Origin of the sequence: Pseudomonas sp. MB-090624 (genome assembly GCF_003205245.1) — a bacterium.
Classification (GTDB): Bacteria; Pseudomonadota; Gammaproteobacteria; order Pseudomonadales; family Pseudomonadaceae; genus Aquipseudomonas; species Aquipseudomonas juntendi.
Genome location: NZ_QJRK01000002.1, coordinates 14,646 through 33,755 on the forward strand (window position 1 = coordinate 14,646; position 19,110 = coordinate 33,755).

21 protein-coding genes and 2 pseudogenes are annotated in these 19,110 nt (G+C 62.5%); 2 read left to right on the forward strand and 21 right to left on the reverse strand.

Going from position 1 to position 19,110, the window contains the following annotated elements; genetic code table 11:
- Position 1 precedes the first annotated feature (1 nt).
- The 3 genes from DMX12_RS01230 to DMX12_RS01240 are packed head-to-tail and all read right to left on the reverse strand — an operon-like array spanning position 2 to position 2,636.
- Positions 2-307, reverse strand: a complete 306-nt coding sequence (locus DMX12_RS01230; protein ID WP_110675787.1) for a hypothetical protein — start codon at positions 305-307, stop codon at positions 2-4.
- Positions 304-1,659, reverse strand: a complete 1,356-nt coding sequence (locus DMX12_RS01235) for an integrating conjugative element protein (RefSeq protein ID WP_110675789.1) — start codon at positions 1,657-1,659, stop codon at positions 304-306. Before DMX12_RS01235 ends, DMX12_RS01230 begins: the two co-directional genes overlap by 4 nt.
- Positions 1,659-2,636 carry a TIGR03756 family integrating conjugative element protein gene (locus tag DMX12_RS01240; RefSeq protein WP_110675791.1) on the reverse strand — a complete coding sequence of 326 codons (978 nt, stop codon included), beginning with the start codon at positions 2,634-2,636 and terminating at the stop codon, positions 1,659-1,661. The genes DMX12_RS01235 and DMX12_RS01240 overlap by 1 nt, the downstream gene beginning before the upstream one ends.
- Between DMX12_RS01240 and DMX12_RS29670 the strand changes: the two genes are divergently transcribed.
- The gene (locus DMX12_RS29670) at positions 2,635-2,763 is read left to right on the forward strand and encodes a hypothetical protein (protein WP_256127447.1); all 129 of its coding nucleotides are present in this window, start codon (positions 2,635-2,637) and stop codon (positions 2,761-2,763) included. The genes DMX12_RS01240 and DMX12_RS29670 overlap by 2 nt on opposite strands.
- A gap of 93 nt (positions 2,764-2,856) precedes the next feature.
- Here DMX12_RS29670 and DMX12_RS01245 read toward each other — a convergent pair whose 3' ends face one another.
- From DMX12_RS01245 to DMX12_RS01285, 9 genes and pseudogenes are all read right to left on the reverse strand, one after another.
- Entirely contained in the window at positions 2,857-5,598 is a 2,742-nt protein-coding gene (locus DMX12_RS01245; protein WP_110675793.1) for a conjugative transfer ATPase, read from the reverse strand.
- Positions 5,598-6,017, reverse strand: a pseudogene (locus DMX12_RS01250) (TIGR03751 family conjugal transfer lipoprotein). Before DMX12_RS01250 ends, DMX12_RS01245 begins: the two are co-directional and overlap by 1 nt.
- Positions 5,980-7,488, reverse strand: coding sequence for a TIGR03752 family integrating conjugative element protein (locus tag DMX12_RS01255; RefSeq protein WP_110675795.1), 1,509 nt, complete (start codon positions 7,486-7,488; stop codon positions 5,980-5,982). The pseudogene DMX12_RS01250 and the gene DMX12_RS01255 overlap by 38 nt, the downstream one beginning before the upstream one ends.
- Positions 7,478-8,284 (reverse strand): TIGR03749 family integrating conjugative element protein, encoded by an 807-nt coding sequence (locus tag DMX12_RS01260; RefSeq protein WP_110675797.1) that lies wholly within the window; start codon positions 8,282-8,284, stop codon positions 7,478-7,480. The genes DMX12_RS01255 and DMX12_RS01260 overlap by 11 nt, the downstream gene beginning before the upstream one ends.
- Positions 8,281-8,922, reverse strand: coding sequence for a PFL_4703 family integrating conjugative element protein (locus DMX12_RS01265; RefSeq protein WP_064492718.1), 642 nt, complete (start codon positions 8,920-8,922; stop codon positions 8,281-8,283). The genes DMX12_RS01260 and DMX12_RS01265 overlap by 4 nt, the downstream gene beginning before the upstream one ends.
- Positions 8,919-9,320: a TIGR03750 family conjugal transfer protein gene (locus DMX12_RS01270; protein WP_110675799.1), complete on the reverse strand. Its 402-nt coding sequence runs from the start codon at positions 9,318-9,320 to the stop codon at positions 8,919-8,921. The genes DMX12_RS01265 and DMX12_RS01270 overlap by 4 nt, the downstream gene beginning before the upstream one ends.
- Positions 9,321-9,327: 7 nt before the next feature.
- A complete protein-coding gene (locus DMX12_RS01275; RefSeq protein ID WP_100773722.1) occupies positions 9,328-9,705 on the reverse strand; it encodes a TIGR03745 family integrating conjugative element membrane protein in 378 nt (125 codons plus the stop codon).
- A 15-nt stretch (positions 9,706-9,720) separates the two neighbouring features.
- The gene (locus DMX12_RS01280; protein ID WP_012315164.1) at positions 9,721-9,960 is read right to left on the reverse strand and encodes a TIGR03758 family integrating conjugative element protein; all 240 of its coding nucleotides are present in this window, start codon (positions 9,958-9,960) and stop codon (positions 9,721-9,723) included.
- Positions 9,947-10,282, reverse strand: coding sequence for an RAQPRD family integrative conjugative element protein (locus tag DMX12_RS01285; RefSeq protein ID WP_177411212.1), 336 nt, complete (start codon positions 10,280-10,282; stop codon positions 9,947-9,949). Before DMX12_RS01285 ends, DMX12_RS01280 begins: the two co-directional genes overlap by 14 nt.
- Before the next feature lie 284 nt (positions 10,283-10,566).
- On the opposite strand from DMX12_RS01285, the gene DMX12_RS01290 reads away from it, so the two are divergent.
- On the forward strand, positions 10,567-11,706 hold the full coding sequence (locus tag DMX12_RS01290) for a glutathione-independent formaldehyde dehydrogenase (protein ID WP_110675999.1): 1,140 nt from the start codon (positions 10,567-10,569) through the stop codon (positions 11,704-11,706).
- 46 nt (positions 11,707-11,752) lie between these two features.
- Here DMX12_RS01290 and DMX12_RS29675 read toward each other — a convergent pair.
- The 9 genes and pseudogenes from DMX12_RS29675 to DMX12_RS01345 all read right to left on the reverse strand — a co-directional run bounded on the left by DMX12_RS29675 (position 11,753) and on the right by DMX12_RS01345 (position 19,000).
- Positions 11,753-12,001, reverse strand: a pseudogene (locus tag DMX12_RS29675) (hypothetical protein).
- A 30-nt stretch (positions 12,002-12,031) separates the two neighbouring features.
- A complete protein-coding gene (locus DMX12_RS01300) occupies positions 12,032-12,745 on the reverse strand; it encodes a glycoside hydrolase family 15 protein (RefSeq protein ID WP_110675803.1) in 714 nt (237 codons plus the stop codon).
- Between the two features lie 489 nt (positions 12,746-13,234).
- Positions 13,235-13,963 (reverse strand): TIGR03747 family integrating conjugative element membrane protein, encoded by a 729-nt coding sequence (locus tag DMX12_RS01315; RefSeq protein ID WP_110675806.1) that lies wholly within the window; start codon positions 13,961-13,963, stop codon positions 13,235-13,237.
- A 35-nt stretch (positions 13,964-13,998) separates the two neighbouring features.
- Entirely contained in the window at positions 13,999-16,125 is a 2,127-nt protein-coding gene (gene traD / locus DMX12_RS01320; protein ID WP_110675807.1) for a type IV conjugative transfer system coupling protein TraD, read from the reverse strand.
- 9 nt (positions 16,126-16,134) lie between these two features.
- Positions 16,135-16,554: an integrating conjugative element protein gene (locus DMX12_RS01325; RefSeq protein ID WP_110675809.1), complete on the reverse strand. Its 420-nt coding sequence runs from the start codon at positions 16,552-16,554 to the stop codon at positions 16,135-16,137.
- Positions 16,551-17,105, reverse strand: a complete 555-nt coding sequence (locus tag DMX12_RS01330; protein WP_110675811.1) for a glucosaminidase domain-containing protein — start codon at positions 17,103-17,105, stop codon at positions 16,551-16,553. The genes DMX12_RS01325 and DMX12_RS01330 overlap by 4 nt, the downstream gene beginning before the upstream one ends.
- Positions 17,087-17,806 carry a TIGR03759 family integrating conjugative element protein gene (locus tag DMX12_RS01335; protein WP_110675813.1) on the reverse strand — a complete coding sequence of 240 codons (720 nt, stop codon included), beginning with the start codon at positions 17,804-17,806 and terminating at the stop codon, positions 17,087-17,089. Before DMX12_RS01335 ends, DMX12_RS01330 begins: the two co-directional genes overlap by 19 nt.
- Before the next feature lie 10 nt (positions 17,807-17,816).
- On the reverse strand, positions 17,817-18,488 hold the full coding sequence (locus tag DMX12_RS01340; RefSeq protein ID WP_110675815.1) for a hypothetical protein: 672 nt from the start codon (positions 18,486-18,488) through the stop codon (positions 17,817-17,819).
- Positions 18,485-19,000, reverse strand: a complete 516-nt coding sequence (locus tag DMX12_RS01345) for a PilL N-terminal domain-containing protein (protein WP_177411214.1) — start codon at positions 18,998-19,000, stop codon at positions 18,485-18,487. The genes DMX12_RS01340 and DMX12_RS01345 overlap by 4 nt, the downstream gene beginning before the upstream one ends.
- Between the last annotated feature and the right edge of the window lie 110 nt (positions 19,001-19,110).

The following is a 19,110-nucleotide window of genomic DNA, read 5'->3' on the forward strand; positions in this document are numbered from 1 at the left end:
CTCACACGCGAGACAGTTCGACCAGGATGATCGAGCTGAAGCCGATCAATCCCAGACGCTTTAGTCTTTGCTGGTCCACAGGCGCAGGCCGTATGCGCAACGCGGCGGCCCAACCGGTGAAGATCAGGGTGTACAGCAGGACGCGCCACCACGCGAAGTAGGTGGCAGTTGACCGCGTTGGTGCGAGCCAATCCAGTTGGGCGGCGGGCAGTTGTAGTGCCATCCAGGCAATCAGCAACATGATCAGCATGGTGCCGAGGATCAGCAGCACGTGGGCGATCGAGGACCTCACAGAAAGCGGGATCATGGCGTGCTCCTCTCCTGTTCAGCCCGACGCAGTCGGTCCGGCTCCGGGTCGCGTTGATCGATGTTCCGCGAGGCGTCAGCACCGCCGGCGTGACGATCGAGGACCAGGCTGGCGGTATTGGTGGCCAGTGACTGGCGTACTTGCAGCTCGGTTTGCAGCAGGCGGATCTCCCGTTCCAGGGTTTCGACGTTGCTGTTGAGGGCGGTGGTGGCGGGCTGCGCCGATGCCACGTTCGGTTCGTGGCTGCCGGCGAACAGCGTGCGCTGTAGCAGCATCGCCTTGTAGATCACGCTGGACAGCGCGGTCTCACTGGCCAGGCGCCGGGCCAGCAAGTTCTGGTCGGGGTCATCGCGCAGCCCCTCGATGACGCCGCGGGAGACCTGCAACAAGGGGCTGGAGACCTTGCTGAGGTTCTCTGGGGTAGGCTGGTTGGCACCCGAGACCATGTGCTGCAGTCCTTCCAGGTGTTCCGTGTAGGTTTCCTGGATCAATGGAGACAGGCCCGTACCGGCGGTGACTCGCAACGTCTCGCAGTCATCGCAGGTTTCCACCTCGGTTTCACCGAGTACCCGTGTCGCCCATTCTGAGGCGTCCTCGGGGCTTGACCATGCCTGGCAGATGGCGCCATTCTGGCAAGCCGAACCGAGGGCTGAGGTGTCCTCGGCGGATCGGTTGTGCAGCAGGTTGTAGCCGGCCTTGACCACATCCGAAGTAACCCGGATGGGTTGCTGGCCGTTGCCACCGGCTTTGTGCCCGCCGACCCAGCTGACGCCGTTGTTGCCGTTGTTCGACTCGGTATCCTTCACCGCCATTACGGCATCACCGCCGGACTGCTCGAGGTTGTGCTGCATTTCCTGATTCTGAGCCAGCGCGCCCCAGCCGGCCTGGTCGACCTTGTCGGCCATTTTCGCGGCCATCGCCTGGCAGGTGAGCTTGGAACGATCGAAGTCGATGCGCCCCTGCAGCACGCCATTGCTCAGCAGCTCATACAGCCCGGGGTTGGCGCGCTGGATGATCATTGCCGGAAGCGACATGACCGCCTGTGTGGCGTTCTGGATGACGTTGCCCATGATCTGCTGGAAGCCCTGTGTGGCACCATTGAGTTGGTTCTGCAGGGTGTTCGAGAGGTTCATGTTTCCGCACATCATGTTGGCGCGCCAGGACATGCCGACGCCGAGGCCGTTGGGACGGTAAAGCGAGGAGGGCGCTCCCGCCGCGGAGCCGCCGCCGATGGTGTACATCACGCGGTCGTCCAGGACCGGTGCCTGGTCACCGAGGTGGTAGCCGTTCTCTGCGGCATGGCCTGCGGCACACACGAGGAAGCAGACCAACCCGAGCGCGAGGTTTTTCATCATTGACCTCCATCAAAGTTGATGCTGAACAGAAAAGTCTGACCCATACGTTGGCAGCAGCGGTAGGGCCGCCACAGCGACCAGGCATAGGCGCCGTCGGCGCTCTGGATCGTTGGGCTGGGGAAGATGGCGCAGGTGTTCTGGATCACCGGGACCAGCAACTGCCAGCGGTGGTTGTTGACGTTGTTCTCCATCACCGGCTGGGGCGGCCAATAGCCGGGAGCCGGCATCGGCTGCAGCGGTAGATAAACGTGCGGCTGGCCGACGCGGGTGATGAAGTCGCTGGCGCGCTGGGCCATCACGGCAGCTGCCTTGAAATCATCGGGCTGCACCAGAAAACCGTGGCGCGGATACACGCTGCCCCACATGTCCCCGAGAGCCTGGTTGCCAATTTCGCGCATCCCCGGGACCAGTGCTTGCGGGTAGACAGACTCGGGAATCGCCTGGCGCCACGCCAGCGGGTCGAGTGTACTGAGGTAGTAGGGCACAAACGGCACGCCTCCGCTCGGGCATGCATAGCCGAACGTGTGCGCCAAAGCGGTGAGGGCTGCCCCGCCGGGATGCCCAATGCCGTCGACATTCTTGAATCGGGGCAGGTTATCGCGCTGCGGCGAAGGCGTGATCAGGTTGCCACCCCCTTGCGATGCCGGCGTCGGTGCCGACAGCGCCGACATCTCGCTCCAGGGATTGGCGCCGGTGTCGGCATAGCTCGATACCACCAGCTCGGGAATGAAGTGACGGATCTTCGGTGAGGTTCGCACCGTACAGCCGAAGGGCGTACAGAGCAGCCAGTAGCAGATCCCGACGATCCGATACTCCAGGCACTGCAGTGAAGTGACGGAAGCGATAAGGGTAGGCGTGGTCAATGCCAGACACTGCTCGGCGGCGACCAGCAGAGCTGCCGCGGTGAAGGCATGGCCACGGCGAGCCTTTCTGGGTTTCGGCGCTTTGCTTCTGGTGAGGGCGGTGACGTTCATGGGCAACGCTCGGCAGGTGGCAGCGGTGTGCATCCGTGCGCCAAGTTTCAGCATCCCGGATCCGGTGCTGGAGGAGGGCGGACAAACCGAGTCCGGGGTGATCGGTTTCGTCGGGCGCTCGATTTAGCGGCGCGAGATAAGCAAAATGGCGATGGAGTACAAATGTACTCCTGTCGATTCTCGCTTAACAAAAGGGCTCGGATAGCCCTGACGGTGTCGTTCACGAGATGCCGCGCAGGCGATCAATCTCTGCCGCGACCTGCAGGGCGGCTTCCAGCTCGGACTGCTGGTGCTCTTCCATCAATCGCCAGCGCTGAGCTTTTTCCTCGGGCTCGGTCATGGCTAACGCGAGGTACAGGCTCGGTGGTACCGCGCGGAACAGCGTCTCTAGGTTCTTCGACAGGACTACGCCTTCGGTGTATTTGCCCGAGGCCTTGCTCGCGGAGAGCAGCAGCGCTTTCTGCGCCGGCGTGAGTTTCTTGAAGCGAGCGATCTCCTCGATTTCTGCTGGCGGCATATTCAGGCAGATCCACCACTCGATCATGTTGAGCATGGTCTGCGCCGCATCGGGCAAGTCGGCCATGTTCTGCGTCGCCAGCCAGAACCAGGCGCCGAGCTTGCGCCACATCTTCGTGCCCTTGACCACAAAGGGGGCCAACAGCGGGTTCTTGGTGATGATGTGGCCTTCGTCGGTGACCATGATGATCGGTCGCCCCAGGTACTGATCGCGCTCGGCGATGTTGTTCACCGTGTTCATCAGGCTGATGTAGCTGATGGACATCTGCGCCTCGTAACCCTCACGGGCGTACGTGGCGAGGTCGACGATCGTCACGTCGCTCTCCGGCCAGGGTGTGCCGGGCCGGTCGAACAGGGCACCCTCAAACCCCTGGCAGAACAGGTCGATGGACTCGGCCATCTCCTGCGCACGCTCACGGCGTTTGTCGGGCAGGTGGGTGTCGCTGGCCACCTTACGCAGGGCATCGCGGACATGCCGGGCCAGCACCTGCTGCTCAGTCGTCGCGCAGTGCCGGGCGGCCTCAAGGATGCATTCGCGGATCAGGCTGCGGTCTGCCCGGGTTAGGCGCGCTTCTTCCTTGGCTTCGCCGCCGGTGATCATCAGCCGCGCGGTGATCTCCAGCTCGCCCAACACATCGCGCTGTTCATCGTTGTCCGGCTCGGCCTCATCCAGGTCTTCGGTCGACAAGCTCGCGACCTGGTCCGGATGTTCGATCAGGCGCCGGGCATGGGCGAACGGCGCCAGGCTCACATCGCTGCCCGGTTTGAGCTGAACCTTGTTAACGGACAGCCCGAGTGTGGCGAAATAGTCGCCCTGCAGGCCGAAGGAGTTGCCCGCTTCGACGATGAACAGTCGCGGCCGGTACACGGCCATGACCTGCATCAGGATTGAAACCAGGGTGGCCGACTTGCCGGCGCCGGTCGGGCCGAACAACAGCAGGTGGCCGTTCATGGAGCGGTCAAAGCGCGACAGCGGGTCGAATGACAACGGCGCGCCACCGCGGTTGAAGAAGGTGATGCCCGGGTTGCCGGTACCGATGCTACGTCCCCAAAGCGGCAGCAGGTTGGCGACGTGCTGGGCAAACAGCAGTCGGGTGTACCAATTGCGTGTGTCCCGCGCCGGGTTGTAGACCATCGGTAACCAGCGCAGATAGCTGTTGCACGCGGCCACTTCATCGCCCTCGCGCACCGGCTGCAGGCCGGCGCCGAGCAGGACGTTGGCAGCTTGGACCGAGCGCTGGCGCAACTGCTGTTCATCGGCACCGCGCAAGTACAGTGCCAACGTGCCGCGGTACAGCTTGTGCTGGCGACCAATCAGCGCGCGGGCTTCTTCCACGTCCTGTCGAGTCTGCGTCGAAGCGAGGTTCTCACCGATAGCTTTGCGTGCCAGTCGGTTGAGCTGCTCCTCGAGCACATCTTGGGGCGTGATCACCAAGGTCAGGCTCATCACCGACTGCTCGGGCAACTGATCGAACAAGGCATTCAACGCTTCGCCTTTGCGCGTTTCGCCGGTCAGCTGGCCGATATGTGGTGGCCTGCGCAGCTTGTCGACCACCATCACAGCGTGGGGCTGCTGATCGAAGTACCACAGACCCTGCTCGCTATTGGAGTGCGGCTCCTGAAAGAACAGCCGCTCGGCGAAATCGTGGTCGAACGGCAGCGGCAGCTCCTCGCCGTTATCCACTTCCGGGTAGGGCACACGTCGATAGAACGCGGCGGGGGATTCGCCAGTGAGGGCAGGAGCCGGGTTGAACCAAGGTAGCAACCAAGCGTAGAAGTCACGCCCGGTCAGGCGTCGAGGGCTGACTCCGCAGGCCTGCAGCGAGGCCATCAGGCGGTCGCAGGTGCGGTTCAACAGCTGAACCGGGTTCTGCCCATCATCGTCGGCCTGCTCTCCGAGCCAGCGATAGACCACCAGACGAATCCGCCGATTGCTGCCGCGCCAGGGGAGGTGAGACACCACATGGTCGTCGAACAGCCCGCCCGGTTTGCCGACGGCGTCGAGGTGACGCTGCATCGACGCAAGGAAGGCTTCGGTGAACGGCGTACCTCGCGCGCGTGGTGCGATATAGCGCTCTAGGCGTTCAAGGTACGGGGCGAAGTCACTGTCGTCCTGGCAGAAGAACTGCACCACCCAGGGCGCCTGGTCGAACTCGTCGAAGCTGTCTTGCAACGCATCTTCCAGCGCATCGCGCGCTGCCATCAACCATTCGGGCTCGCGACCCTCGGTGCCGATCGGCTGCAGCTCGAACACAGCACCCACCGATCGGTTGTCGTCGAGCAGAAAGCACTGCTTATCTTCGAGGTATTCGACCCAGGGCAGATGGTCGGCGAAGCTGGGGTTGTGCGCGTATTGCGCGGCCTCATCGGCCAGCGTAGCCCGCCGACGCTGTATGGGGCGCCAAGGCTGCCAGCGCGGCGGGTCGCGAGTCGCGTCATCGTCCATCACAGATCGTCCAGGCGCTCGCCGGGCAGCGCGTACTGGACCTTCTCGTACAACGGGAATACGGTCTAATAGCCTGGCACCGGCGTCTGCTGAGTACCGGCCAAGTGCGGGTACACATACATGACCAAGTCCGGGTTGGGCAGGCGCGGGAACTGGGCACGGATCTCGTTGGCCGCCGTCCGCGTATAGGCGCTCTGGTCGTTGATCAGGCGCTCGGGATCAAGCACCGGACGACGCAGTTCTCCACGCGCCTCCAATAGCTGTTGCTGAGTACCGACCGAGCCACCGCCGTTCCAAATATCCAGCATGGTGTGTTCGCCGTGGGGCAGCATTTCTTCCTTGCTGGTGGAGCAGCCGGCCAGGTGCAGGCCGAGCAGCAGGCTAATCCAGATCCAGTACCGATACGGATGGGCTTTCATGGTTCACTCTCCGGCCTTTGGGTTCGTAGTCGATGCTGATTTCGTGGTCCAGGTGCACGGCCACCTTGGCCCCAGGGGGCACGTAGATGGCGGCGAAGGCTTCGCCGTAGAGCTTGTTGATCCACTCACGGATGTCGCCAATGCCACCGCTGATCACCGAGTTCAGCGCGCTGTTGCCGCTGTTCTGGGACAGGCCCAGGCTGCCGCTGGCCGAGTTGATGAACGAGGTGTTGGTCTGCTCGCTGCCCAACGCTGCGGCAAAGCCGGCGCCGGCCGCGGTGATCAGGCTCTGGCTGCCCAGGTACTGCTGAGCGTTGGAGCGGCGCTCGCCGGAAATGCAGGGGATGCCGTAAGGGTCGGAGATGTAGCCCAGGCCGCCGCGGATTTTCTCGGTGTCCGAGGTCTGCGTGCTGCTGCGATTGCGGCTGACGACCTTCTGCGGCTGCGGCACCGTGCGGACAGTACCGTCGCTGAAGACGAAAGTGATCGACTCGACCTGGCCGCGCACGCAAGACAACGTCCAGTCACCGGCGGCGGTGCCGCTCATGACCGCGCCGACCACGTCCGGCAGGTCGATGCCGTTGGCAGTGAGGTTGTCTGGCCCTACCAGCACCTTGAACGGATAGGGATCGTTCACTGTGCCGTCCACCGGCACCCGGCCAATCAGTGCTGTCATGGCGATTGAGCCCATGAGCGTCGAATTCTCGGGGATCGTGTAGACGGGCCGGGCACCTTCGGTACGGTCCTGAACGTTCTCCAGGTCACGGTCGCCTTTGGCGACGGCGCGCAAGCGGTCCTGGCCACGGTCGATGGCGTTGTTGTCCAGGCCGTGCAAGTCCTTGAACTTGGCTGTCAGCGACGACAGCGGCCCGTCGGCTTTGCCGGTGTCCTCCTGGCCGGCGCGTGCATTCGAAGGTTCGATCCACTGCACCGCATCTGCCGGTGCCTGAGGGCCTGCAAACTGCTGCTCGTCGCCTGGCTCAAGACCGAAGCCCGCAGGCACATCCGACTTCCTGGTTGGCTTACCGGCGAGCTGGTCCTTGAGCCTGGAGAGTAGCACCTGAGTCTCGCGGTGCTGCTGCTCGGCCTTCTGCCGAGCATCGTTGGCCTGCTGGCGCTGCTCGGTGACCTGTTGGGTGACACTGCTCAGCGTGCTCTGGATGCGCGTATCGATATTGCCTTCGCGCGTGCGCAGTCGGTTGTTCTCGGTCTGCAGGGCATCGTTGCCTTTCTTTAGCGTCTGCATCTCGCTGCGCATTGCCTTGACCTGGCCGATCAACGTGGCCACGGTGTCGCGCGGAGTGTCGCCGGCGATGCCCAAGGCCTTGGCCTGCTCGGCAGTTAGTGTGGCCTTGTCCGGATCGTGAGTGGGCTGGCCATCTGGAGCGGCCACCCACGATTTGATGATAATCAGTACGATGCCCAGCAGGACCGCAGGCACCAACCATTTCAGCAGGCCATTAGCTTTCATGATCGTCAGCCTCCGGCTTTGGCGGGGGCAACAGCAGCGCATGCATCAGGTCGCCGCCGTGGGTGACGAGATAGGCCAGGGTGGTGTCTTCAGGTGTGCCGGCGAGACCGAGGTCCGCGTGCTGGAAGGTTGCGGCGAACAGCGTGGCCTGCAAATGGCGCGGGTCCAATGCCACCTTGCCAGGGCCGCGATTCACGATCTTTACCGCGGTAACCCAGTAGTCGCCTAGCCGCCAGGCTGCGAGTGCCTTGATCGAAACCCGTTCGGTGGGCAGCAAGGTGCTGAACGCGGCGGAGTTGCTCAGCGGCACCCGCCGCACACCGGGTAGAGGTGCCACGGTACGCAGGGGCGCATAGAGGTTCTGCGCCGCATAGCGGGTGAGCACCACCGGTACCGGGGTCTCTGCAGGTGACGTGTCCTTCACAGCTTCCACGTCCGGTGCCGAAGCCTGGGCCACGATCTTGACCGGTTCCAGTGCCTCGCTGCCCTCGAGCGCCTCGATGTCGATCAGGATGATGTCGCCTGATTTCACCGACTGCAGTTGCAACCGGGTTGGGGGAAGGGTGTCAGCGGCGCGCAGATACACCGTACCGCCGACGGACTGCACACGCAGCTTACCGGCGATCGTGCCCGGCACCCCCACGCGAACATCCTCATCCAGCATCAGGACGCGCTCCTGGCCCACCGTAAGTGGAACGGCCAGCGGCAGGCGATCCCAGTATTTGACCTCGACCGCACCGACTGCAGAACACCAGCCTGCGGCTACCGCCAGCATCATGATCAAGACACGTATCATCCCGCACCTCCAGGCAGCGTCAGCTTCTGCGGTGTGCCTTCGTAGCAGTCCAGGGCGAGGCCCCACTTGTTGTGCTCGGGGTCGACGTCGAAGCGCACCACACGCAGCGGGTAGCGCACGACCACGCGCTTCACCGGCTCGGCGGCGTAGTACTCGTCGGCGTTGAGGTCGAGCTTGACCAGCCAGCTGTGCTTATCCAGCTGCTTCACTCGCAGGTCGGGATCGTCGCTGTAGCCGCGGCCTAGCACCTCGTATACGCCGCGCACCCGGCCGCGCAGTTCGCCGGCAGCCTTTCGGTACTCAAAGTCACCATCGAAGAAGGTCTTGCACGCCGGTGTCAGGTAGGGCTGCAGGGCAAAGATGGCACGGTGGTAATCGACCTCGCCGTCGGTGGGCCACCGGTTGAGCTGGCCGAAGATGTACAGCGCGAAGGCGTAGATGTTTTCTGGCGGTACATCCCACCACTTGCGCGTACTGCCGGAGCGCAGATCAGGCGGCACGTGAATGGTCAGCTCGGAGGGCGACGACTGCCAGCCGTACCAAAGCCCGCAGCACAGCAGTGCCAGGATCGAAACTGCCAGGCGCAGGCTGAAGATATGCGCCTGCTGCGCATCCACTTTGTTGCGGAAGCGGCTCATGGCGTAGCCCTCGCGTGTCGACGCGTCCGGCGCACGGTCCAAGGCCCCGAGTGCAGGATCAACTGATGAGTGCCGACACCCCAGTGCACTGCCAGATGCCATTGCAGGCGACGATACAGCCAGGTTTCCGGGCGGGCGCGCTTGGCTCGGCGCATCAGCTTGCCGCCACCCAGCAACACCAGCGCCATGCAGATGAACATGCAAGTGGGGAGGGTGGCAATGGAGGCGGTGGCCACCGCCAGCGGTGCACCGAGAATTACTCCCAGCCCGGCACCGACCACTAGGGTGACCCACATCTCGTCGTTGGTGAGCCCGCGGAGAACGGCGGGGTCTCGGTTGAGGCGCTCCGGCAGGAAGGTCAATGTGCCATCAGGCAGCGTGACTGGGGCATCGGACATAGTGACCTCACAGGATCGTCGCGGCTTTGGTGAGGAACCACAGGATCACCACCACCAGCAGGGCGCCGACGCCGACCACGGCGCCGAGGTCCTTCCAGGTCTTGCGCTGGTTCTGCACGTCGGCGTAGACGGTGAGCGAATGCCAGGCTACGCCGAGGAAGGCGAGGGTGGCGATCAACAGACCGAGCAGGATGCCGCCGTCGTAGGCATAGTTCTTGATGGTGTCGATCAGTCCAGAGCCTTCGCCGCGGGAAGGCGCCTCCATGGTCGGCAGGTCAGCCCAGGCTAGCGTCGAGCTCAGCAGCACCAGGCCCCCGAACAGGACTTGAGAATAGGATTCCCGCAACAGAACGAGCGGGCGATGGCAACGACGGGAGAGGTTCATGGCAATGTCTCCTGATTACGACAGCATGAAAAACATCAACACGATTAGGGCGAGGGCCAGGCGTAGCGTGCTGCCGCCGAGCGCACCGAAATTCAGGTTGCCAGCCGCCCAGCCGCGGTAGCCGGTCCACAGCGCCCAGGTGCACCAGAGCAATGCGAGCACGAGCACCGATGAGCGCCACATCACCGAACTGAGCTGCGGGGTAAATCCGGCCACGGCCGAAAACGCGCTGAGTTGGGCATCAGTCATGCTCATCGGAGGTACCCGAGTGAGGCGCTTCAGCACGGTAATCACCGGTCAGCTCGACCAGATCAGCTGGCTGCGCACGCGAGGGCGATAGGTATTTGTGGATGCCTTGACGCATACGCTTGAGGTCCGCAGCGAACCTCGAATAGTCGAAGCGATAGCGTGCACCTGCCGCATCGACTGAGCCGCTGCTGGCGCGGGCGGCCAACAATTCGATGGCAGTGATCTGCCGCTGAGCCAGGCCGAGATCTGCGCGCTCAGGCGCGTCTTGAGCGACGGCACCGAGCGACACCACACAGGAAAGTAACAGGGCGGAAGAGGAAGTGTTCATGGTGAAGTCCAGCCGGGTATCTGGCATCCACCCTGATGAGTCAAGCAGTTTTTAGCGTGCATTAAATGGATATCCGGATCTTCGTTTTGGAGTAGAGAGATCCACAGAGCCCGAACGGAAAGAGCAGCAGTGTAATAATCTGCTGGTCGGTTGAATCCTTAGAGCAATAATGATTAGCGCCGCTGATCTGGCCAATGACGTGTTGTACGGAACACCTTGAACTCAGCGGTTACCAGAACAGGGTAGGGCGCTTTTCCGCCGCCCCTGACTTTTGGGAGTTCAACATGAAAGCCATCGTGTACAACGGCCCACGTGACGTCGCGGTCAAGGATGTCCCGGACGCTAAAATCGAGAAGCCCACCGACGTTCTGGTGCGGATCACCACTACCAACATCTGTGGCTCCGACCTCCACATGTACGAAGGCCGGACGTCTTTCGAGACAGGTCGAGTTTTTGGCCATGAAAACCTCGGCGAAGTGATTGAGGTGGGCGCCGGGGTTGACCGGGTAAAAGTCGGTGATCGAGTTTGCCTGCCATTCAATATCGGCTGTGGATTCTGCGAGAACTGCGAGAAAGGCCTCACAGGATTCTGTCTGACGGCCAACCCAGGGTCTGCCGGCGCCGCTTACGGTTTTGCCGAGATGGGGCCCTATCAAGGCGGTCAGGCGGAGCTGCTCCGCGTTCCGTATGCAGATTTTAACTGCCTGGTACTGCCGGAGGATGCCCAGGAACGAGAAGATGACTACGTCATGCTCTCGGACATTTTTCCCACCGGTTGGCACGCAACAGAACTGGCTGGCTTGCTGCCTGGTGAGAGCATCGCAATCTATGGTGCGGGGCCTGTCGGGCTTATGGCTGCGCACTCGGCAATCATCAAAGGTGCCTCTCAGGTATTCGTGATCGACAACCAGCCGGATCGCCTACAGCTTGCCGCGCAGCTTGGTGCAACCCCTATCAACGCAGTCGAGAAGAAGGCTGTGGAAGAGATATTGAACCTGACCCATGGCAAAGGCACCGACCGGGGATGCGAGTGCGTCGGCTACCAGTGCTGCGACAAACATGGCCATGAAGCGAACTACCTGACCATGAACAACCTGGTCGCTTCTACCAAGGCTACTGGTGGCATTGGCGTTGTGGGAGTGTTCGTACCTGAAGACCCTGGTGCGAAGAACGACCTGGCGAAACAGGGCAAAATGGCCTTCGATTTCGGCGCGTTCTGGTTCAAAGGTCAACAGATTCGCACAGGCCAGGCGAATGTAAAAGCCTATAACCGCCGTCTTGCAGAGCTCATTCATCATGGGCGTGCCAAGCCTTCCCAGATCATCTCTCATCGTCTGAAGCTTGCAGAGGGCCCTGATGCCTACAAGCACTTCGATGCACGGGATGATGGTTGGACGAAGGTGGTGCTCAAACCAGCAGCTTGAGCCCTGCATAGATGCTTCCAAGGAAGGAAGCACCGGCCACGCCCCATTACCTAGAAGCTTCCAACTGTGTGTTCTTCCGCCATCCTCGCAGATTCATGGCGCATAGGCAGAACTGCAGGATGATCAAAGCCCAGGCCTCTGCCTGCCAGCCCCAGACGGCCCTCAAGACATTGCTTGCGATGAAACAACAGAAGCCAACCTTCCTCCTCCCCGGAGAGCGGGAACCGATGCATCACGCTGCCAGCACGGTTATTATCATGGCTGGCCATTCTAGTAATCCAATCCAATGTTCCATACGTTTTTTCCCAGCTACGGAGAAGCGAACTTACTCATGATCGACTCTTGGCCAAGCGGCGGCGTTCAACGCTCTCGATGGCTGACCTCGTCGGTCAGGGCGGTAGCCACCAATGGCCAGCGCTGCCCGAAGCGCAGCCAGGTGCGTCAGACCCTGCGGTAGGTTGCCCAGGTACTGGCCACTCTGCGGATCGATCATTTCCGAGTAGATGCCTACCCCCCGCGATAACCCGCTCAGTGATTCGGCATAAGCGGCCTCGGCTCTATCTTGCTGACCTAAGATTGCCCAAGCTTCGACCAACCAGAACGTACAGGCCAGGAAGCAACCTTCCTCCTCCTGAGCCTGGCTGTAGCGATAGTGGAAAGCGCCGGCACCCAGCTCATTTTGAACAGCCTCCAGCGTGCTGCGTAGCCGTTCCACGCTGGGATAACCGAATCGGACAGCGAGTGCTACCGAAGCATCCAAGCGGTCACTGTCTGGGTAGAACAGATAGGCTTGGTGTTTCTCACTCCAGCAGTTGACCTCAATCCATTCCTTAATCCTTTGCCGCTCGCGATCCCACCGCTCCCGGCATGGGGTGGGAAGATGACCGCCATCGGCCAACTCGATGGCCCGGCTCAAGACTTGCCAGCAGCTGATTTTGGACATTGTGTAGTGCCGCTGTTCCGGTAGCTCCCAGATGCCAGCGTCCTCCCGTCGCCAAAGGGGATGTGGAAGGGCTCGAGGATTCCCAGGTTGCTGCAGGGATCATGCTGGGCGATATGCTCGCATTCCCGCTTACGCTGCGCAGAGCATCAACTTGGTTCTATCCGTTGTAGCGTTGAGCATTCTGTTTCATGGCTTGAGCGTCCAACCATTGTTGGCCCGATATGAGGCCTGGAAAACGCACGCCCCATGATGTGGACTGAGCACTGCAAGAGAGCGCCGCAAGGCCGTGGCTTTTTTATTCATTTCGCGGCTTGCGCCCGGTGCGTATTCACGCAGTACACGACTCTTTTTCACCGCTCGCGCGTGAGCGTAGTGATTGGTAAAAAGGCCGAGTGCTCCATGGTCGAGTTCATCGACGAAATCATCGACCAACCGAACTGATTTTGTTAGATGATGTAATCGCACAGGCACGCGGTCAGCAACGTTTCGATTAATCGCTTCATGATCGTCCTCGGCAAGATCTCGACGATCGGGATATTAGACAAACGCAGGCGTTGTCACACAGCTTGGATCGATAGAGGACATTCAAAGGTATTTTTTGAAAGTCGCAGCTGTTATTGCCACCATCCATCCGAGTAGTGCAGCACATGGTAGTAGCACCCAAATGGGATTCATCGAGAAGGGAAGGGAGAGGTAGATCACCCAAGGGCTTACCATCAGCGGCAGCAATGTACGCTTCGCTCGATGGTACACAAAACTGCTCTCCCGGCCCGCTTCGAACTTGCGCAGGTCGCGACGCATCAGCCCATCGACCGCTCCGGTGATCACCGCAAGCAGGAACAACGGCATCGCCAGTATGAGAACGGCCAGCCGCGCTACGAAAGTAAAGACCGTAAACAGGGCCGCCAGCAGATAGTCCTGCATCACAACGTAGACATGCGCGAACTGCCCCTGGACTGACGCTTCTCGACTAAGCAGTTTTAGCTGGGTGTCAGATTGCGCCCATCCAGAGCGCACTACGACCCAGTCGTTCAAGTGTTCGAGTATCTTGGCGGTCGCTTGCGCCGGCTCTTGCACGAGCAAAGAATTCTTGAAGTGATTACTGAGCCAGCCGAGCTCACTCAGCCACATCGCATGGCTGTGATGCCAGCCCTGCTCGGGCCAGAACCAAAGCATGCCTACAAATTCCAGAAAAATGGAGAATATCAGCGAAGCGAACAACAGCCCGAGCATTCGCAGACACAGCTCGAGCATGCCGATAATGAGCCCCGGACTTCGCTGTGGGGGAGTTGGGCTGGCTGGGGGCGGCGGCATATGGACTCCAGAATATCCGGTTGCTTAAAGCGCGCTCATTGAGAGTTTCTGCGCCCGGGGGGAGGCATATCTGGATCGAAATTGATCGTCGGTGCACCGCCAGCGCTGCTCCACCAACTCCCCGCATTGGCGTTGTAGGACTCGCGCATGCGCGCGGCCAGGGTTTGCAGGTCCGCCGGCATTTGGTCGTCACTGGCGGGTTTGGGCAATGGCATACGCACTTTCCATAGCTGCCCCCCTTCCTGGAACGAGAACATCTGCCCCTTGGGCAAGGCGATGATGTGCGCCGGTTCGATCAGTGGTACGGCGGTGGTGGTGACCCGATCCTGCGAGGAGGAGGTGAAGTCGGTTCGGGCATCAGGATCGGCGGTGTCCGTCGCGCCAGAGACCAGGGTTCGGGTCTGCACATTGACCTTGGGCAACTGATTGGTCAGCAATTCGGCGGTGGCGGTTTCCCGCACGCGAAGCATCTGCAGGGTGTTGAAGTTGCCGATGACCTGGCCGGCCTTGGCCCGGTTTCCGATACGCGCCTCAATGTCGCTCAAGGTCTGGGTGTAGGCGGTGACCTGGATACCGGCGCCACCCCCCTTATTGATCAGCGGAATGAACTCGTCGCCCATCAGTTCGTTGAATTCGTCAGCGTGCAGGTTGATCGACACTTTGTCCGCAGCGCTGGAGGAGCCTGGCAGACCATGATCGATACCGTGCTTGTAGATATGGCCAGCGACGGAAACCAGGTCGGCAAACATTGAGTTACCGACTGCGGCGGCGACCTCAGCATCGGACAGCGCATCCAGGCCAACGTAGACGATGCCGCGTTTGCGGATGACCTGCAGCCAGTCGAAGATCGGCCGTGGGTCGTCGAGGTCGGTGTAGTTGGGGGCGAGCAGTTGTGCGGTCTTGCCGCTGGTGAGTTTTTCCAGGAGTGGCAGCAGTGAAGCCACGATCTTGTCGAAGTAGGTGCGGTCGTAGCGCACCGCTGAGCGCAGGCCATCCATCACTGGATCGAAGATGCGCTTGGCGGTCAGATACTGCTCGATGGCGACCACGCGCTTTTCCCGGCCGATCATGTGCCGCGGTATGTTCTTTTCGTTCAGCCGGCCCTCGATTTGCACGATCGTTTCCCAGGCCTGACGATCATGGCGGGCGAAGAAGTGCTGGGCGTACTCGATGAACAGCGCATCGATGTTCACCACATGCCGCTGGATTTGCAGGTAGTCGGGGCGCCGGCCGAGCTCGATCAGGGCCCTGGCGATGATGTTGACGAAACGCCAGGCAAACTCGCGAAACGCCGCCGAGTTGCCTTCGCCGCTCAGTTGACCGGCGATGCGAGTGGCAACTTCGGAAATGCGGCCGAAGCGGCCGATGGCGTTGTAGCGGGCGGAGATCTCCGGCCAGCCCAAATGGAACACGTAGAACTCATGCTCGCGGCCGGCGCGGCGCGCTTCCACGTACATGCGCTTGAGCAGATCGGCATCGCCTTTGGGATCGAAGACAATCACCACTTCCTGAGTAGGGCGGTGGATGTCCTGGGTGATGTACACCTCGGCCAGGCGTGTCTTGCCGACCCGCGTGGTGCCCAGCACCAGGGTATGCCCGACTCGCTCTCCCAGCGGCAAGCTGGCTTCCTGCTCCTTCGGCTCGACGCCATGCAGCAGAGGTGAGCCACCCACTGGCGGCAGCGGCCGCAACGGGTTGAATGGGCTGTCCCAGGCGGTCAGGCGGGGCAGCAGCGACAGCCCGGGTGGGGCCTTCTCCAGCAGGTGTTCCATCCGGCGCGCCCACTGGTGAGCGGTTGATTGATTGACGTAGCGGGCCAGCGCTGGGTCCTGCGCTTCGAGCAGACGCTGGGTGTGCAGGCGGGTCCAGCGAAAACCGCGGCCCATGAACAGACGTTTGCCGCTTACCGGAATCTGTCGGCTGGTCAGCGAGTAGCGCGGCAGGCGGCGGATGTTGCGCCGATAGCGCAGGACGATCCGTGCCTCGTTAAGCCGCTTCAGGCCGAATGCGGTATAGGCCAGGGCCATGCCTGCCCCCACCTCGGGCGACAGGGCCACCGCCCAGGGCGAATGCAGGCACAGCGCGCCGGCACCGGCACAGATGCCCACGGTGTAAAGCTCCACCGCAGGGCGCAGCAGGGCCTCCATCGCATGCTCGCTCATGATGAGCCCTCACTGTTCCAGGCCGGTGGGCGTGATCAGCACCGGGTAGTGCTGCAGTTCCAGGCGCTCGGCGATGTCGTCGCCACTCACCGGCCAGATGTCCAACCCCGGGGCTGCCGCCTGGATGCTGCGCAAGGCTTGGGCGTCGGCCACTTCAACCGCCAGGCCGCTGGCGCCCAGGTCCTGAAGCCTCTGTGCATGCTGGGCCAACCATTCCAGAGAGGCGGCGTCGTGCCCGACCAGGAACAGCGGCGTGAACCCTGGCAGCTTCAATATCCTTGGCGACACGGCACCGGGTGACAGGCGTGTGCTGTGTACGGGCAGAGCCCACGTCAGCGCGCGGGGATCGGGCAACTGGCTGGGGGCCGCGAGCGCGCCAACCGTCCACCAGAGACAAATACACAGCGTTACCCAGCACCGACGGTTCATGGCTGCGGCCCTCTCGGAGATGCCACGAGCGCTTGGACACGCTGCCAGTGCAGGCTGAACTGTCGGCGGTAGCGCGCTGCAGGTTTACCGCCGGCAGGGCGGTGATAGCGGCCCGCCGCCAAGACCCAGTCACCGCTGTCGGCATAGTGAGCGCGCAGCAGCTCGGCAGTGACGGCCAGGTTGGCGCGAGGATCGAGAGCCTCGCAGGCGCTGCGGTAGCGATCGGGGTGGTAGCCCAGGTTGGTCTGACCCAGCCCGACATCGATGCGCTTGGGATCGTGGCGGGCCAGTGCCTGTTTGAGTGCGGCACACGCCTCATCACGACGGGCGAAGCGCTGCGGCGTGCCGGCGACATTCAGGGTCCAAGGCCAGGGCATGAGGTGACCGCGTAGTGGCGTACCACTCTCCTGCAGGGCGATGGCGAACAGCACGGACGGGGGGATTCCGGCGCGCGCGGCGGCCAGTTGATACGCAGGCGGCGGCAGCGCGTCCGCGTGAACGGCCGTGGCGCAGGTCAAGGCCAGCGCGAGGATCAGTCGATGCGCTGCCATTCCCCGTCCACCTGCTGGTAGCGCGCCGGTAAGGGGCGGCTGGCGCCCAGGGCGAACCAGCGGCCGCGGTCATGGTTGAGGGTGACCTGGCCACTGCTGACCTGGGCGGGGGTAATGCCTGCGCCACGTGCCCACTGGCGTAGACGCCCATCGTCACCCTGGCTGCCGACCAGGTACACGTCGAGGCGCGCGCCGCTACGCAGCCACTGCTGGGTGTTGGTGACACAGGGTGGGCAGCGTTCCTCCACAAACAGGGCAAAGCGGCCAGCAGCGGTGGCTGCTGGATCATCGGCCATGCCCTGTACGGGCAGCATGCCCGGGAACAGCCGCGCCCAGGCGGCGGTGTAGGCTTTCTGGTAGGCCAGTTCGCGCTCGGCGCGTTTGGCTTCGAGACGGACTTGCAGCTCGGCGTAGCGTTGCCGTTCCTGGTCCGAGTCGGCTTCCACCCCCAGGGTGGTGAGTGGGTCGAGCTGCGGCGACCAGTAGTGGCGGGGCCCGGCCTGCAGGCGCTCAAATTTAGCCCACTCATCATCGGTCAGCCCCCAGGCCTTGGCCCGAGCCGCAGCGGATGGCTGTCGATCTAACAGTGTCTGTTCGCTGAACCGCGGGGCCGAGTCAACCAATTCTGGCGCGCTCCATGCCGCACCTGCAAACAGGCAACTGGGGAGCAGGATGAGCGAGAGAAAGGAGATCCGAGTCATACGCACCTCATCACGGCAGTGGCAATGTGTGGTCGCCATGCCCCGGGACATGGAACACCACCTGGTCCGCGCGGATTGCGCGCAGCTGCCAGCTGTTCAAGCTTTCGCCAGGCTGTAGCAGGTGCACGGTCTTGAGCGAATGGGCGCCGGCGGGCAGGGCAGCCACGAACCTGATACCACCTCGGGTCTCGATACCCAGCAGGGTAAAAGGCGGGGCCAGAGGCTTGGCCTTGGCTTTCTCACCGGTGGAGGCATGCGGTTGCGTATTGGCGGTTGCAGGCGCAGAAGGGCGGGTCGACAGTTTCTCGAGCGTGGCCTCTGTCGTGGCCAACCGTTGTCCCAAAGTCGTCAGATCGTTGCTGCTTGGTCCTGGCGGTGCTGCCTGGAGCGCCTTGAGCGAGACGGCCAGCTCATCCTGCTGCTGGCCGAGGGCGGCCTGCGCCGCAGTGTGTCGACCTTGCGCCTCGCCCAACGCCACGACCTGCGGCTGCAGCGTAGAAAGCCTGGCACCCAATGCATCGATATCGCGGCGCAAGGCCGGCGCTGGGTCGGCCGGGGCGTTACGGGCGGCAGCCTGAAGCTCGGCCAGTTGCTGATGATGGTTGTAGGTTTCGGCGGCGAGCACGGCGGCGCCCAGGCAGAGGGCCCCGACCACCAGGGCCTGAAAATGGAGGACCTTCATGGCGTGAGCTCCAGGGTCGAAAAGGGGGGAGTGGGCGACGGCACGCGCAGGGCGTAGCACACGGTCCGATCAACTGGATCGATGTCGAGTCGCCAGGCCGGGCCGCCGATGATGGTCAGGGCATCCAGCAGCGTGATCGGCCCGAGCTGGTGCTGTACCGCGGGCAGAGGGCGACGGAACAAGCGATCCACCGCTGCGCTATCGGCACACAGCGCGTAGCCTGAGCGTTGCAGCACGTGACGCAGGGCTTCACCGACGGTGGCATGCAGGGCTGGCGCAATTTGTACGTTGACCAATTGATACAGCGGCTGGCGCTGCTCCAGCGTTGGCCGGGTGGTGACCAGGGTGTAACGGTCCCGGCGCACCCAGGCCGGAAGCTGGGCTTTCGGCTTTGGCAATGCCGCCGGCAACGCGGGTGGTGCTGCGGGGGCCGGGGCCGGAGGCGGAGGCGGCGTGCTGCAGCCCGCCAGGGCGATCAGCAGACCGAGGGTGGAGAGTGTGGGTGTGTGCATGACCATGTCTCGACAAATGTTGCCGATACGATGGCGAAGGCGCGAGGCGAGTCCCCACTGGAAAACCGAATCCGGCGAGCCAGCTTTTCAGTCGGCTGCCACAAAAAAGG

What these genes read in the sequence shown, in the direction of transcription:
- DMX12_RS29670 (WP_256127447.1), top strand. Translation starts at nt 2,635, where the DNA reads ATGGGCAACGCTCGGCAGGTGGCAGCGGTGTGCATCCGTGCGCCAAGT.
- DMX12_RS01325 (WP_110675809.1), bottom strand. Translation starts at nt 16,554, where the DNA reads ATGAACCGTCGGTGCTGGGTAACGCTGTGTATTTGTCTCTGGTGGACG.
- DMX12_RS01280 (WP_012315164.1), bottom strand. Translation starts at nt 9,960, where the DNA reads ATGAGCATGACTGATGCCCAACTCAGCGCGTTTTCGGCCGTGGCCGGA.
- DMX12_RS01340 (WP_110675815.1), bottom strand. Translation starts at nt 18,488, where the DNA reads ATGAAGGTCCTCCATTTTCAGGCCCTGGTGGTCGGGGCCCTCTGCCTG.
- DMX12_RS01285 (WP_177411212.1), bottom strand. Translation starts at nt 10,282, where the DNA reads ATGAACACTTCCTCTTCCGCCCTGTTACTTTCCTGTGTGGTGTCGCTC.
- DMX12_RS01255 (WP_110675795.1), bottom strand. Translation starts at nt 7,488, where the DNA reads ATGAAAGCTAATGGCCTGCTGAAATGGTTGGTGCCTGCGGTCCTGCTG.
- DMX12_RS01315 (WP_110675806.1), bottom strand. Translation starts at nt 13,963, where the DNA reads ATGCCGCCGCCCCCAGCCAGCCCAACTCCCCCACAGCGAAGTCCGGGG.
- DMX12_RS01330 (WP_110675811.1), bottom strand. Translation starts at nt 17,105, where the DNA reads ATGGCAGCGCATCGACTGATCCTCGCGCTGGCCTTGACCTGCGCCACG.
- DMX12_RS01275 (WP_100773722.1), bottom strand. Translation starts at nt 9,705, where the DNA reads ATGAACCTCTCCCGTCGTTGCCATCGCCCGCTCGTTCTGTTGCGGGAA.
- DMX12_RS01270 (WP_110675799.1), bottom strand. Translation starts at nt 9,320, where the DNA reads ATGTCCGATGCCCCAGTCACGCTGCCTGATGGCACATTGACCTTCCTG.
- DMX12_RS01345 (WP_177411214.1), bottom strand. Translation starts at nt 19,000, where the DNA reads ATGCACACACCCACACTCTCCACCCTCGGTCTGCTGATCGCCCTGGCG.
- DMX12_RS01230 (WP_110675787.1), bottom strand. Translation starts at nt 307, where the DNA reads ATGATCCCGCTTTCTGTGAGGTCCTCGATCGCCCACGTGCTGCTGATC.
- DMX12_RS01245 (WP_110675793.1), bottom strand. Translation starts at nt 5,598, where the DNA reads ATGGACGATGACGCGACTCGCGACCCGCCGCGCTGGCAGCCTTGGCGC.
- traD (WP_110675807.1), bottom strand. Translation starts at nt 16,125, where the DNA reads ATGAGCGAGCATGCGATGGAGGCCCTGCTGCGCCCTGCGGTGGAGCTT.
- DMX12_RS01265 (WP_064492718.1), bottom strand. Translation starts at nt 8,922, where the DNA reads ATGAGCCGCTTCCGCAACAAAGTGGATGCGCAGCAGGCGCATATCTTC.
- DMX12_RS01290 (WP_110675999.1), top strand. Translation starts at nt 10,567, where the DNA reads ATGAAAGCCATCGTGTACAACGGCCCACGTGACGTCGCGGTCAAGGAT.
- DMX12_RS01335 (WP_110675813.1), bottom strand. Translation starts at nt 17,806, where the DNA reads ATGACTCGGATCTCCTTTCTCTCGCTCATCCTGCTCCCCAGTTGCCTG.
- DMX12_RS01240 (WP_110675791.1), bottom strand. Translation starts at nt 2,636, where the DNA reads ATGAACGTCACCGCCCTCACCAGAAGCAAAGCGCCGAAACCCAGAAAG.
- DMX12_RS01260 (WP_110675797.1), bottom strand. Translation starts at nt 8,284, where the DNA reads ATGATACGTGTCTTGATCATGATGCTGGCGGTAGCCGCAGGCTGGTGT.
- DMX12_RS01235 (WP_110675789.1), bottom strand. Translation starts at nt 1,659, where the DNA reads ATGAAAAACCTCGCGCTCGGGTTGGTCTGCTTCCTCGTGTGTGCCGCA.